The organism is Spirochaetia bacterium 38H-sp (assembly GCA_039023545.1).
Classification (GTDB): Bacteria; Spirochaetota; Spirochaetia; order Winmispirales; family Winmispiraceae; genus Rarispira; species Rarispira pelagica.
Map to the genome: position 1 here is coordinate 793,617 of JBCHKQ010000001.1, position 13,755 is coordinate 807,371.

Sequence of the window (13,755 nt, forward strand, 5' to 3'; positions counted from 1 at the left end):
GCTTATAAAAGCACTTTATTTATGCTGTCTGAAGCGTATTTTAAGATAAACTTCCGAGTTATTTATCGTATGTTCTTCTAGTTTTGCAGAAAGCTGAGACAGAACTCCGGTTATCAACGCGGAGTCCAGAATGCTGTCAAGATTGTTGTCTTTTCTTATGTTAGTACATCTTATATCCAGGGAAAAGGATTCCTCCAACTGATTGAGTGTTATGTATATTTGAGAAGAATTGGTAGTATCTTTCTTTATCTTTCCAAGAAAATACGCAAGTATTATGCCATGTGGTATCAGCATAGGCATATCCATATTGATATTTACATTACTTTTATATTCTATACCTTTATCATTGGGATTTAGCCTGTCCTCAAACAAATGTATAACACTGGCAAAATAACCTGACAGCTCTATGCTGGAGAGTCTTGGTTGCTCGTATGCTATATCATGCACAATACCCATTGTAAGAATCAATTTTCTTATAAAAAGTATCACATCTTTTGTCTCTTTCTCGTAGCTCTCCGCCTCAAGTGCCATTATACTGCTCATCATCTGTATATTGTTTTTTACCCTGTGGTCTATTTCTCTTATCATTCTGCTCTTTTCTTCCAAATCAAAGAGTATTCTCTCCTGTTGTTCCGATATCGTTCTTCTAAAAGCCAGCAGAGCCCTTGCAAGCTGTCCTATCTCATCAGGATCAGCTGTCATCTCAACCAGCCCCTGAGGTATTGATTCTCCAATGCCTGTTATGCTGGTGTATTCTGTAAGTTTTTTAAAACGGGATTTTATTTTTCTTTCTGTGATTATCATGAGAATAAAAGATGTTATAAGAAAGCCTACGAGATTACCTATACTGGAGTTCTTTATTATTATAAATGGAGAGAGTAGGCTATTGCGGTCTGTTATAAAATATAACTTGAGATACAGGTTGTTTGCCGTAAGATTAGACATAGAGAGTATCTTATCATTTATCTGTTTTTGCTTTTCTTCCGTGAGAGATATGGCATCGGTAAAAAGAATGGCTCGTGGTGGAACATATTCATATTGAGAAAGCTCCTCTGCTCTTTTTAACATGATATTTTTAGGAAGAGGGATAGAAGATGCGAGTATCCTGTTATCTTTATCCGTAAGAAGCAGCTCTGTGTTGTGATTGTTGATTGCGTTTTTTACTACAAAGCTTATAAAACTAAGCTCCAGAGTAACGGTTGTAACACCTTCTCCCTCTTTTATTGGCATTGAGATTGCAATTGCAGGGGTTCCAGATGATGCTAGTGTGTAGGGCTGAGACCATCTGGGGCTTATGCTGTTCTTTACTGCTTTATACCATGGTCTGGTCCTGGGATCGTAGTTTTCTACTATTTCTCCTGTATTTTCTCTTATTCCCATGTTGTATCTGAAGAATACAAGATCTTTGTCATCTCCTTTTTCTCTTATTGCACATCTTATGCTGTTATCCTGCAACCTCTGGGCTTCTACATAGAAGCCGTTTTTAAGCCCGACCGCTATTATGGATATGTTCCTGTTGATATCAAGTTCCTTTTTAAACAGCTCTATAATCTCATTGTAAAACACTTTTGGTTCATCGATATTCTCTTCTACATATGCTGAGTTGATATATGCGATATTTTGTGTTGTTGTGAGCATGTCTTCTAGCTCTGCTTTTATGCTACTAGATACAAGCTGCTCCAATTGTTGCAGGTATTCTCTTCCTGCTCTTTCTGTTGTAAGATCTATTACAATAAGACCTATTATAAAGAATAGAATCAAAAATCCTGCTATTGGTAGCAGCATCTTTCTTGTTATGCTGGAACGTATTATAAGAAGCTTAAGCGGTGCCAATTGTATCCCTCCTATGGCCAGTATACCCTGTATTTTGAATTTATACCAATATTTTTGTTCTAGAACATACAAGATGCTTTTTTTCTATTCTGATGTGCCGATATTTTTACGGATGAATAATATTTTTGCAGTAGATGAGCTTACAGAACTTTCTGTGTCAAGGCTTGTTTCTGTTGGACTTGATAAAGAACAGGCGCAGGATGTTGCACAAGTACTCGTATATGCTGATGCAAGAGGCATAAACTCGCATGGAGTTATACGCGTACCTCATTATGTCAAGAGGATAAAATCCGGTGGAATCAATTTGGACTCCGATTTTCCAGTATGCAGTATATCAGAATCAGCCTTTCTTATGGATGCAAAAGGTGGAATGGGGCATGTGGCTCTTAAGAGATTTTCTTCTTACCTTGCAGACAAAGCAAAAGAAAAAGGCTTTGTTCTGGGGGGCATAAAGAACTCAAGTCATGCGGGTGCAATAGGCTACTATGCTTCCTTGCTTGCAGATAAAGGATTAATTTCCCTTATCTTTGCCAACACGGATCCCGCTGTTGTCCCGTATGGCGGAAAAAGGCCTTTCTTGGGAACCAATCCTGTTACATTCTGTTTTCCGGGAAAAAAAGAGCGTTTTTTGCTTGATATGGCAACAAGCGAGACATCCTTGGGTACCATACTCTTTGCCCGAGAGCGTGGCGAGCGCATTCCTCACGGCTGGGCTGTGGATGAAAGCGGTAAATCCGTAGATGACCCAGAGAGGGCAAAATATCTGCTTCCATTTGGGGGATATAAGGGCTATGGGATAATGCTCATGGTGGAGTTTCTTACAGGTGTGCTTATAGGTGGAAGCTACGGTCCCAATCTTGTAAAAATGTATGGGGACATGGATAAGCTTAGAGACCTTTCTGTATGGCTGTTGGTGATGGACCCGGGGATCTTCAGATCCAAGGAAGCTGTTATGGCCATGGCTGATGAGCTTATAGCTACTCTCAGATCAGAACCACCTGCAGAAGGAACAGAAAAAATACTTATAGCCGGAGACCTTGCGGAAAAAAACTATAAAGAATCTTTAAAGAGTGGCATAAAGCTTCCTGAGAAGCTTGCAAAATATATGAGAGGGCTTATAGATGAAGTTTAGGAAAAAAATATCTTGGGTTACTTTGCTGATAGCGTTAGGGCTCCTTGTCTATTCCATCTATCATTTTGTAGTTGGCCTAGTGCTCTGGGCTTCTGTTAAGCTTCTTATTGCAGTCGGCCTTATTATAAGCGCGCTATGGGATGACAGACGTGCTACTGTACTTATGGGCCATCTTATTATTGTTGCCGGGGCTTTTCTCTTTACAGCGGGAATATATCTTGCTCCTTATATACAAAAGCGTGTTATGGAAACCGGCGAGGTGAGTATTCTGGACATAATAACATTCCCCTTGTTTTGGGGCATCTTCGCCATGGGCGGAGGAGTCTGTGCCATATACCATGGCTTCTGCAGATGCGTAAGACACGAATGGAAAATAAAAGCGGAGTGAAATTTTTCTTGCTTTTTTGTCAATAATTTCTTATCATTTATGTAAACTATATCAAAGGAGTTTATTATGGCATTGGGTAACTGGATAAAAAGCGATGACTTTAAAAAGGAAAAACATGTACCTGTGATAGAACTCCCCTCTGACATCAAGAAGGGTGAGCCTTTTATCGTAACCGTTACCGTGGGAAAAGAAATTGCCCACCCCAATACACCCGGTCACTTTATACAGTGGATAAAGCTCTACTTTAAAGGCCAGGACTCCAACTTCCCCGTTGACCTTGGACTTGCCGAGTTTAATGCTCACGGTGCTGCTGCAGGAGATGCACAGGGGCCTGCGCTTACAGAGCCGGAGGCTATCTTTAAGGTAAAGCTGGACGAACCGGGAACTATTGTTGCAGAAAGCTATTGCAATATCCACGGCTTGTGGGAGAGCAGCGTAGAAGTCACTTTCTGACCGCAAGACCTTGCAGTAAGTAAAGCCCCCTTATGGGGGCTTTTTTTTATACCGAACGCACCATGACACACAGCGTCATGGTGCTGCCTCTGCCAGAAGCAAAACAGGCAAGATTCTGTGTTATGAGCATGTTCTTTGCCTAAAGCAGGCAGAAGGCGAGCAGCTTTTGTGGTTTGCCATATGCAAAGCGCCTTCTGCCGTTCGGTTAAAAAAACGTTAAACCAACGAATAAGTATTTGACAATTTGAATTGTATGGTATAATATGTATGATATATTATAGGAGGATGTGTATGGGAATTCAGATTATATGGGATCTTTCTAATGAAGTTGTGGTCATAACCGGTGGTACGGGGATGATAGGCCGAGCTTTTGCAGTGGCTCTTGCTGGCTGTGGTGCAAAGGTTGCGATATGGGGAAGAGGCAGGACCGTACCGGTGGAAGATTCTGTAGAATTAGTCAGAGAAAAACTGGCTGGTAATTGTATTGTTATTGGTCATTCTGTTGATACGGGTGATGTCAAAGCTGTGGAAGAGGCTTTTTGTGATGTGGAAAAAACGCTGGGAACTCCTACCGTTCTTATAAACGGAGTTGGTGGCAATAAGGGGAAGGCCGATTTTCTTGATATGGATGTTTCCTGGTTTGAGGATGTGTTTAGGGTAAATCTTATGAGTGGTCTGGTTGTCCCTACTCAATTGTTTGCCAGAAAATGGGTAGAAAAGGGGATAAGCGGTAGTATCGTAAATATAGCATCAATGGCATCTTATAAGCCTCTGTCCGGTGTTTATGCTTATGCTGCAGCAAAGGCAGCGGTGGTAAATCTTACTCTTGGGCTTGCTCGGGAGTTAGCAGCCCATAATATAAGGGTTAATGCTATTGCTCCCGGCTTTTTTGTGGGAGCTCAAAATAAGGACCTGTTATATGATGATTATGATAACGGTGTGCTTTCTGATAGAGGTAAGCAGATTATAAGCCGTACCCCTTTTGGCCGCTTTGGCAGAGAGGAGGATTTGTATGGAGCTGTTGTCTTTCTTTCCAGCCGCAAGGCTTCTGGATTTATTACAGGAGTGACCATTCCTGTGGATGGCGGATTCCTTGTTGATAATATTTGATTATGGAGTTTTTTATGAAATCTTTTCTTGATAATGATTTTTTGTTGGAAAACAAGGTAGCACAAGAGTTGTATCATGAAGTTGCTGCTAATATGCCAATTTATGACTATCATACTCACCTCTCGCCGGAGGATATACAGGCTGACAGGATTTTTAATGATCTTGGAGAGGTATGGCTTTCTTGTGACCATTATAAGTGGCGGGCAATGCGTTCTGCCGGTATTCCCGAGGAGTATGTTACGGGCAAGGCTTCTTTTAGGGAAAAGTTTTTTGCATGGGCTGATATTGTTCCCATGCTGATAGGTAATCCTTTGTACCATTGGACACATCTTGAGCTGAGGCGATATTTTGGTATAGAAGAAGTCTTGTCTTCTTCTACTGCAGAGAAAGTTTATAATAGAGCTACAGAAATGTTGCAAAGTAGAGAGTTTTCTGTCAGGAGTTTGCTTAAGAGAATGAATGTGACTCTCATCTGCACAACCGATGATCCTGTAAGTAGTCTTTCTCCTCATAGAGAACTAGCAAGGGAAGGCTTTCCAGTAAAGGTGTTGCCAACATTCAGACCGGATTCTGCGCTAAATTATTATCAGCCTGCCGCATGGAATGTTTATATCGATGAGCTTTCTGAGGTGTCAGGTATTGATATAGTAGATTTTTGGGATTATCTTGAAGCTTTAAAAAAGCGTGTGGATTTTTTTCATGAATCGGGATGCAGAATTTCCGATCATGCCATGCTTGCTCCCGTGTATAATATCCTGCCGGAAGCCGAGCTCAAAAAGGCTTTTTCTATTTTGAGAAGCGGTAAGGATATTTCTTTGGAATTACAGAAAGGACTTTATACTCATACTCTTCTTTTTCTGGGAAAACTATATCACGAAAGAAACTGGGCCATGCAGATACATATAGGAGCTCTCAGAAACAATAATACCAGGCTGTTTGAGTCTTTTGGTCCTGATGTTGGATGTGATTCCATAGGGGATTTATCCATTGCAGAATCGCTTGCCAGATTTCTAGATACTTTGGACAGAGAATCGAAATTGCCTCGTACCATATTGTATGTACTAAATCCCAGAGATAATTATGTATTAGGAACAATGATAGGTAATTTCCAGGATGGAAGTATTCCAGGTAAAATTCAGTTTGGTTCTGCATGGTGGTTTAACGATCAGCGTGATGGGATAGAATCTCAGTTAAAAGCTCTTGCCAATCTGGGAGTTCTTTCTTCTTTTGTTGGCATGCTTACGGATTCTAGAAGTTTTATGTCTTTCCCGAGGCACGAGTACTTTAGGCGTGTTTTTTGTAATCTCATAGGAAAATGGGTGGAGTCAGGGGAATATCCATATGATAGGGATATTCTTGAGTTGATTGTTAAAAAGGTTTCTTATAAAAATGCATGTTTTTACTTTGATATACCTATGTAGAATGTATAAATAAGAGATAATCAAATATGATTTGATTTGTATCTGATTGTATGATACAATGCTTGACAAATGAACGGATTATATGGATTTTATTGATATGAAAAATTATGAACCTTTGGATAAGAAGTACATAGAGATTGCAGAAAAACTAAAGGGTGAAATTCTAACGGGAAAGTATAAAGAAGGAGACAAAATCCCCACTATAAGGGAACTCTCCTTGTTGTATGGAGTAAATCCTCAGACTGTCAATAAAGCAACAGCTTACTTGGCAAGTATGGGGTATCTGCAACCCAGACAGGGGATAGGTTCTTTTGTTACAAGACCTTCTCTGTTGTCAAAAAATCATGGTATCTGGATGCTTGTTGATAAGAATAGAAGCAGGCTGTTTTCCAATTTAAACGAAGTGTCCTCTTACCACGCAAAGGATATATATCTTTCTTATCTACTGGAGATGAATCAGCGGGATGTGCCAGGAGGATTTTTCATCTATGAAGAAGGGGCTTCTAAAATTCCGGAGGATTTTCGTGAGAAGGCCAGGAGTGCTGAGGGGTTTATAGTGCAGGGGTCTTTGCCTGATTCTTATATAAGTTTTCTGGTGGAAAATAATATTCCTACTGTTTTAATAAATAGAAGGATTCCTGATAAATATAAAAATAAAGGAAGATTGGGGTCTGTATTAATAGATAACAAGCCTCTTGAGCAGTTGGTCAATTATCTGGTTAGTATGGGACATAAAAGGCTTTTGTATCTTCTTTCTTCTGAATTCGAAGAAAACGAGGTTTTTAAAGAGAGACTCTCTATAGTAAGGAAAACTTTAGAAGGATGGGGCGAAGGCGTTCATTTTGATATTTTTAAGTATCATCCCGGAGACCCTGACTATGTTGAGTCTTTTAAGAAAAAAATAGGAGATGGCTTTTCTGCAGGTGTAGGGTATAACGATATTTCTGCTTTAGGAATCTATTCTCTTGCTCATATGTGCGGGATGAGTATCCCAGAAAATTTTTCTGTAGTAGGTTTTGATGATATCATGGCTTCCAGCTCTGCAGTACCTCCTCTTACTACTATAAGAGTTGATAGAGGAGGTCTTGTCCTTAAGGCGATAGAGGTTCTTGATGTTTTAATTAGAGAAAATGGGAACTGCTATATAGAGGAGTTGTTTCCTACGAGCGTGGTTTTTAGACGGTCTGTTGTTGTGAGAGCTTTATAATATTGTGTTTGTTTCTCAATACTGATGAGGACTGTTCCTGTTTGGGAACAGTCCTTGCTGTGTTCCATTATTTTTATTGATCCTGCTGGTTTCTCTGATTGCTTATATCTGACTATATAAATCAAAGCATGATTTAATAATAGCTACTTTTGTCTATTTTGTTCTCGCAAGTTAATTCTATCTGTTTTATCCGTTGTATTGGTATTAAACCTTCTTTAGATTGGTTATTGATGAAGCTAATGTTAATAAAAATACCATACAATTAGAAAAAAGAATTTGACAATATGAAATTGTATGATATAATATATATCATACAAACATGGAGGCAACGGTGAAAAAGATTGGTAAAGGGTACCGGTTGATAGACCAAAAGGCCCTGTGGCTAATGTTGGTACCAGTAATTGTTTACTTCATTGTCTTTAGGTATCTCCCTATGGGGGGTATTATTATTGCCTTTAAAAGGTACAGTCCTTTTAGAGGGTTTGTAGAAAGCCCTTGGGTTGGGTTAATGTAAGGAATATCCTGACGCCCTATCAAAATTGATAAGGGATTTTGTAAGACAGGATGACGGGCTGCTAATCACTTTTTATGACGGAGAAGTTGTCTATTTGAGTTTGGGCGAGAAGAAAGATAGAGATATTTTTCTGGGAGAGAAGAAGTACACAGGAAATATTGCTCTAATAAGAACCTTCCCTGACTCTTCTGATGTGACCATTGTGTATTCTTCTATGCCCCAGCCTATTAAAGCGGCTAATACTTAATATGGTGCAGAGGACATAATAATCCTCACCAGAAATTTTTATTGCTCCTGGCTTAAGTGCTATAGGCTAATAGCCGGGAGCTGTTATCAATTGTGTTACTATTGTTAATAATTTGTTTTAAAAGGATTTTTTATGGCAGCATATGATATATCTTCTTTAAAAAAAGAAAAAGATTTTTTTATAGGTATAGATTCTGACGGATGTGTTTTTGATAGTATGGAACTCAAACATAAAGAATGTTTCTGTCCGGAATTTATTTATCATTTTTCTTTACAGACTGTTTCCAGATATGCCAGACAAGTTTGGGATTTTGTAAATCTGTATTCAAAAAATCGTGGACTTAATCGTTTTCTTGCTCTTGTAAAGGCTATTGATTTTCTTTCTACTCATCCTGATGTGCAAAAACGTTCTCCTTCGCTTCCTTATCTTGCATCTCTCAGGGGTTGGGTTAAGCGCGAAACAAAATTGGGGATGAACACTCTTAAAACAGAAATAACACAAAATCCTGATCAGGAACTCAAGAGAGTTTATGAATGGTCAAAGGATGTCAACACTGCAGTTGCCAGAATGGTAAAAGGAGGTGTTCCTCCTTTCCCTTATGTAAAAGAATCCATGAAACTTATGACCCAATATGCAGACACTCTTGTTGTAAGCCAGACACCTTTTGATACTCTTAAGCATGAGTGGGAAGAGCAGGGAATAATTGGCTATATGAAGGCCATAGCCGGACAAGAGGTTGGTAATAAGGCAGAACAGATTGCTGTGGCCGCAAAACAGGGATATAAACCTACCCATATGCTTATGATTGGGGATGCACCAGGTGATTTGGAGTCAGCAAAAGCCAACAATGTTATGTTCTTTCCCATTATCCCAGGACAAGAAGAAAATTCATGGAAAGAGTTATATGAGGAGGGACTTATGCGTTTCTTTGAAGAAAAATATGCTGGGGAATATCAGGAAAGCTTGATAGAGAGATTCAATAAGTCATTACCTTCTGTGCCTCCCTGGGAGGAAGTATGATTTATTTTGAAAGAGGTGGAGAGCAATTATCGCTCTCCGATGATGACCTCAAAGAAGGACTTTATATTGCTCTGGAACGTTTTGGTAAAGTAAATAGTGCTTTGATTGTTCCTCCAGATATTACAAGGCTGCATTCCAAGGCTGGTGAGCTTTCTTGCATGGCTTATCACTATCTTGGCGATGCTTGCAAAGGTGTTTTACCGGCCTTGGGTACCCATGTTCCTATGACTTATGAAGAAAAAAGAAAAATGTATCCCGATATACCTCTTGATTTGTTTATTGATCACAACTGGAGAACAGATGTAGTGACGCTAGGTGAAGTTCCTGCTGAGTATGTGAGAGAGGTTTCCGAGGGTAAGGTTAGCTTCTCATGGCCAGCACAGGTAAATTATCATCTGCTGGAAAATCATGATTTGATTCTTTCTATAGGTCAGGTTGTTCCACATGAGGTAATAGGGCTTGCAAATTATACTAAGAATATCTTTGTAGGAACCGGTGGTTCCGAAGGAATAAACAAAAGTCATTATTTGGGTGCTGTATATGGGATGGAACGTATGATGGGCAGAATCCATACTCCTGTCCGTAAGGTTATGGGATATGCTGCTTCTCATTTTTGCAGAGAGATTCCCATCTTATATGTCCTCACTGTTCTGTCTCCCGATGACTCTGGCAGACTTGTTGTTAGAGGATTGTATATAGGTGACGATGATGCTTGTTTTGAGAAAGCAGCTTCTCTTTCTCAGCAAGTTAATATCACTTATCTTGATCAACCTGTAGATAAGGTTGTTGTTTATCTTGATCCTCACGAATACCGAAGTACCTGGCTTGGGAATAAGTCAATTTATAGAACAAGAATGGCAATTGCAGATAGAGGAGAACTTATAGTTCTTGCTCCTGGCGTAAAGGAGTTTGGTGAGGATGCTACTATAGATAGGTTAATCCGCAAGCATGGATACAAGGGTACTCCTTATATTCTTGCTGCTGTAGAAAAAGATAACGAACTCAGAGAAAATTTGAGTGCTCCTGCTCATCTTATTCATGGTTCTTCGGAAGGGCGGTTTACGGTTACATATGCTGCTGGAGGACTGAGTAAAGAAGAGGTGGAATCCGTAGGTTTTAATTATATGGATTCTGATAAAGCCATTGATTTATATATGCCAGAAGATCTTAATGCCGGATGGAAGGAGAAAAATGGAGAACGTTATTATTTTATTCCCAATCCGGGTGTAGGGCTTTGGGCATGGCGCAAAAAATTTTGGGAAGAAGAGTAACAAGTTTGGCGACATAAATTTTTTAAGGAGTTTTGTATGAGAAAAGCAGATACAGATATAGGGTTGATTGGTCTTGCGGTTATGGGCCAAAATCTTGCACTTAACATAAATGATAAGGGTTATTCGATAGCTGTCTTTAACAGAACAACAAAAAAAACAGAAGATTTTATTGCTGGACCTGCAAAAGGTAGAGAGACAGTATACGGAGCATATACTTTGGAAGACTTTGTTTCTTTACTTTCGCGTCCCAGAAAAATCATTCTCATGGTTAAAGCAGGTAGTGTTGTTGATGATTTTATAAATAGCCTTCTTCCTCTGCTGGAAGAGGGAGACGTGATAATAGATGGCGGAAATTCTTATTTTGAAGATTCCATAAGGCGTACAAAAGAACTGGATGCAAAAGGTATTCTGTTTGTAGGTACCGGAATATCAGGTGGAGAAGAAGGTGCGCGTAAAGGTCCTTCTATGATGCCTGGCGGCAATCCAAAGGCATGGCCTATTGTCAAGGATATCTTTCAGTCTATTGCTGCAAAAACTCCGGATGGAAAAGCTTGTTGTGATTGGGTTGGTCCTGATGGAGCAGGGCATTTTGTAAAAATGGTTCACAATGGCATAGAGTATGGAGATATGCAGATTATCTCGGAGGTCTATCACATCATGAAGTCTCTTCTGGGTCTGTCTCACGAAGAAATGGCTGACATATTTGAGCAATGGAATAGAGGGAGCCTCAATTCTTATTTGATAGAAATAACAAGGGATATTCTAAGATATAAAGATTCTGATGGCACTCCTCTTCTGGAGAACATTCTTGATACGGCAGGACAAAAAGGAACCGGTAAGTGGACAGGCATAGAAGCTCTGGAGCATGGTGTTCCTGTTACTCTCATAGTAGAAGCTGTTTTTGCACGTGCTTTGTCTGCATTCAAAGAAGAGAGAGTAAGAGCTTCCGAGCTTTTCGGAGAACCTGTTATACCTTGGAGCGGTTCAAAGGAAGAAAAAGCTAAGATTGTTTTGGACTTGGGAGAAGCTCTTCTTGCATCAAAGATTATTTCTTATGCTCAGGGTTTTATGCTGATGCGTGAGGCCTCTATCTCAAACAATTGGTCCCTTGATTTTGCCAATATTGCTACTCTATGGAGAGCAGGTTGCATAATAAGAAGCGTTTTTCTGGATAAAATACGTGAAGCATATTCCGATAACCCTGGACTGGAAAATCTTTTGTTTGCACCGTTCTTTAAGAACACCTTGCTTAAAGCAGAGTCTTCCTGGCGTAGGGTCATAAGCCTTGCATCCATTCATGGAATCCCTGTGCCTGCCATGTCCTCAGCACTCTCTTTCTTTTTTGCTTACAGGTCTTCCAGACTTCCGGCCAATATGATCCAGGCCCAACGTGACTACTTTGGCGCACACACATACGAGAGAACAGACAAGCCTCGAGGACAGTTCTTTCATACCAATTGGACAGGGGAAGGCGGAGCTGCCACTTCCGGAACATACAATGCATGATGATTACAGATTGGGCTTCGTAAGAAGCCCTTTTTTATACCGAACGCGCCCTGATGCACAGCATCATGGCGCTGCCTCCGGCAGAAGCATAATAGTAAGGATTCTGTATTATTAACACGTACTCTGCCGAAGGCAGGCAGAAGGCGAATAGCTTTTGCAGTTTGCCCATAAGCACGCCTTCTGCCGTTCGGTATTTTTTATGTTTTGTTTTTTGGCTGGCTTTGTATTATGCTGAAAAAAGGAGGATATATGAAAACATTTGTGCTTGATACCAATGTTCTGATTCACAGGCCGGATGCGATTCTCAGTTTTAAAGAAAATGAGGTTGTGATTCCTATCTGGGTGCTGGAGGAGTTGGATAAGCTCAAGAGCTATAGCGATGAGCGCGGTAGAAATGCAAGACATGCAATACGATTTCTGGATGAGCGGAGAAAAAAAGGTAACTTAAGCGAGGGGGTTACTATTGAGCATGGGATTATTCTGCGTGTCCTTTTGGGGCATTTTGGCAGGATAGAAGGGCTTATTGCTGATAAGCCTGATAATCAGATTATTCTTGCGGCTCATCACCTGCAGCAGGAAGGCAGGGATGTTTTTTTTGTATCCAAGGATATCAATGCGCGGGTTAAGGCTACTGCGATTGGGGTTCGCTCCGTGGATTATGAAAAACAGAAAGTAGATATTGCAACCTTGTATTCGGGTTATAGTGAGCAGGATGTAAAGGATGAGCTTATCGATAAACTGGAGGAAGACGCAGAGGTTGCCGCTCAGGGCGGATATTATCCCAACCAGTGTGTCCTGCTAAGAGGATCCAAGTCAGGACGAGAGGTTCTTTCCATATATCGTGCGGACAGAGCAGTTTTAGAGCTGCTTCCTCCGTTTCCATCAAGCATATGGGGTGTAAAGCCCAGAAACAGAGAACAGGAGGCGGCGCTCAATCTGCTTATGGATGATTCTATAGGACTTGTGAGCCTTATTGGTAAAGCCGGTACCGGAAAGACTCTCATGGCGGTTGCCGCAGGACTTAAAAAGGTGCTGGAAGAAAAACGCTATAAGCGACTACTTATAACAAGGCCTGTTGTTCCCATGGGAAAGGATATAGGTTTTTTACCCGGAGACAAAGAAGAAAAACTCTCCCACTGGATGCAGCCCATATTTGACAATCTTGATTACCTTATCAATGTATACACCCGTGGCCACATAAAAAGCGTTGATGAGCTTATAGACTCTGATCTGCTAGAGATGGAGGCAGTTTCTTTTATCCGTGGGCGTTCTCTGCCTCATCAGTATATCATAATAGACGAGGCACAGAACCTCTCCCCGCATGAGATTAAGACCATAGTCAGTCGTGCTGGTGATGATACCAAGATGGTTTTGACGGGTGACCCGTATCAGATAGACAGCCCTTATCTTGATTCCAACTCCAACGGACTAACTTATCTTGTGGATGCCTTTAAAGGACAGGATCTATTTGGCCATATGCTCCTCAGGACATCGGAGAGGAGCAGACTGGCAGAACTTGCAGCGGAGTTGCTGTAAAGTCTTTAAGAACAGAATTTTTAAACCGAACGCGGGAAAAGCTTGAGCTTTTCCCGCTGCCTTTGGTAGAAAAAAACGCAATCCTTTTTGTCTCTTATCTGCCAAAGGCAGCAGGGA

General features: G+C 40.6%; 12 protein-coding genes. 11 read left to right on the forward strand and 1 reads right to left on the reverse strand.

Features of this window, described 5'->3' with window-relative positions; genetic code table 11:
- Positions 1-15 precede the first annotated feature (15 nt).
- Entirely contained in the window at positions 16-1,833 is a 1,818-nt protein-coding gene (locus tag WKV44_03435; protein MEM5947590.1) for a cache domain-containing protein, read from the reverse strand.
- A 112-nt stretch (positions 1,834-1,945) separates the two neighbouring features.
- On the opposite strand from WKV44_03435, the gene WKV44_03440 reads away from it, so the two are divergent.
- The 11 genes from WKV44_03440 to WKV44_03490 all read left to right on the forward strand — a co-directional run bounded on the left by WKV44_03440 (position 1,946) and on the right by WKV44_03490 (position 13,638).
- On the forward strand, positions 1,946-2,965 hold the full coding sequence (locus tag WKV44_03440) for an Ldh family oxidoreductase (GenBank protein ID MEM5947591.1): 1,020 nt from the start codon (positions 1,946-1,948) through the stop codon (positions 2,963-2,965).
- Positions 2,955-3,353: a hypothetical protein gene (locus WKV44_03445; protein ID MEM5947592.1), complete on the forward strand. Its 399-nt coding sequence runs from the start codon at positions 2,955-2,957 to the stop codon at positions 3,351-3,353. Before WKV44_03440 ends, WKV44_03445 begins: the two co-directional genes overlap by 11 nt.
- 66 nt (positions 3,354-3,419) lie before the next feature.
- Positions 3,420-3,806: a class II SORL domain-containing protein gene (locus WKV44_03450; GenBank protein ID MEM5947593.1), complete on the forward strand. Its 387-nt coding sequence runs from the start codon at positions 3,420-3,422 to the stop codon at positions 3,804-3,806.
- A gap of 291 nt (positions 3,807-4,097) precedes the next feature.
- Positions 4,098-4,916 carry an SDR family oxidoreductase gene (locus tag WKV44_03455; GenBank protein ID MEM5947594.1) on the forward strand — a complete coding sequence of 273 codons (819 nt, stop codon included), beginning with the start codon at positions 4,098-4,100 and terminating at the stop codon, positions 4,914-4,916.
- 14 nt (positions 4,917-4,930) lie between these two features.
- Positions 4,931-6,337, forward strand: coding sequence for a glucuronate isomerase (gene uxaC / locus WKV44_03460; GenBank protein ID MEM5947595.1), 1,407 nt, complete (start codon positions 4,931-4,933; stop codon positions 6,335-6,337).
- 97 nt (positions 6,338-6,434) lie between these two features.
- Positions 6,435-7,544, forward strand: a complete 1,110-nt coding sequence (locus WKV44_03465) for a GntR family transcriptional regulator (GenBank protein MEM5947596.1) — start codon at positions 6,435-6,437, stop codon at positions 7,542-7,544.
- A gap of 539 nt (positions 7,545-8,083) precedes the next feature.
- Positions 8,084-8,305, forward strand: a complete 222-nt coding sequence (locus WKV44_03470) for a hypothetical protein (GenBank protein MEM5947597.1) — start codon at positions 8,084-8,086, stop codon at positions 8,303-8,305.
- Positions 8,306-8,437: 132 nt separating this feature from the next.
- Entirely contained in the window at positions 8,438-9,325 is an 888-nt protein-coding gene (locus tag WKV44_03475; protein ID MEM5947598.1) for an HAD hydrolase-like protein, read from the forward strand.
- Positions 9,322-10,596: a lactate racemase domain-containing protein gene (locus WKV44_03480; GenBank protein MEM5947599.1), complete on the forward strand. Its 1,275-nt coding sequence runs from the start codon at positions 9,322-9,324 to the stop codon at positions 10,594-10,596. The genes WKV44_03475 and WKV44_03480 overlap by 4 nt, the downstream gene beginning before the upstream one ends.
- A 36-nt stretch (positions 10,597-10,632) precedes the next feature.
- The gene (gene gnd / locus WKV44_03485) at positions 10,633-12,102 is read left to right on the forward strand and encodes a decarboxylating NADP(+)-dependent phosphogluconate dehydrogenase (GenBank protein ID MEM5947600.1); all 1,470 of its coding nucleotides are present in this window, start codon (positions 10,633-10,635) and stop codon (positions 12,100-12,102) included.
- Positions 12,103-12,351: 249 nt separating this feature from the next.
- On the forward strand, positions 12,352-13,638 hold the full coding sequence (locus WKV44_03490) for a PhoH family protein (GenBank protein MEM5947601.1): 1,287 nt from the start codon (positions 12,352-12,354) through the stop codon (positions 13,636-13,638).
- The last annotated feature ends 117 nt before the right edge of the window (positions 13,639-13,755 follow it).

What these genes read in the sequence shown, in the direction of transcription:
- WKV44_03440 (MEM5947591.1), top strand. Translation starts at nt 1,946, where the DNA reads ATGAATAATATTTTTGCAGTAGATGAGCTTACAGAACTTTCTGTGTCA.
- WKV44_03445 (MEM5947592.1), top strand. Translation starts at nt 2,955, where the DNA reads ATGAAGTTTAGGAAAAAAATATCTTGGGTTACTTTGCTGATAGCGTTA.
- WKV44_03450 (MEM5947593.1), top strand. Translation starts at nt 3,420, where the DNA reads ATGGCATTGGGTAACTGGATAAAAAGCGATGACTTTAAAAAGGAAAAA.
- WKV44_03455 (MEM5947594.1), top strand. Translation starts at nt 4,098, where the DNA reads ATGGGAATTCAGATTATATGGGATCTTTCTAATGAAGTTGTGGTCATA.
- uxaC (MEM5947595.1), top strand. Translation starts at nt 4,931, where the DNA reads ATGAAATCTTTTCTTGATAATGATTTTTTGTTGGAAAACAAGGTAGCA.
- WKV44_03465 (MEM5947596.1), top strand. Translation starts at nt 6,435, where the DNA reads ATGAAAAATTATGAACCTTTGGATAAGAAGTACATAGAGATTGCAGAA.
- WKV44_03475 (MEM5947598.1), top strand. Translation starts at nt 8,438, where the DNA reads ATGGCAGCATATGATATATCTTCTTTAAAAAAAGAAAAAGATTTTTTT.
- WKV44_03480 (MEM5947599.1), top strand. Translation starts at nt 9,322, where the DNA reads ATGATTTATTTTGAAAGAGGTGGAGAGCAATTATCGCTCTCCGATGAT.
- gnd (MEM5947600.1), top strand. Translation starts at nt 10,633, where the DNA reads ATGAGAAAAGCAGATACAGATATAGGGTTGATTGGTCTTGCGGTTATG.
- WKV44_03490 (MEM5947601.1), top strand. Translation starts at nt 12,352, where the DNA reads ATGAAAACATTTGTGCTTGATACCAATGTTCTGATTCACAGGCCGGAT.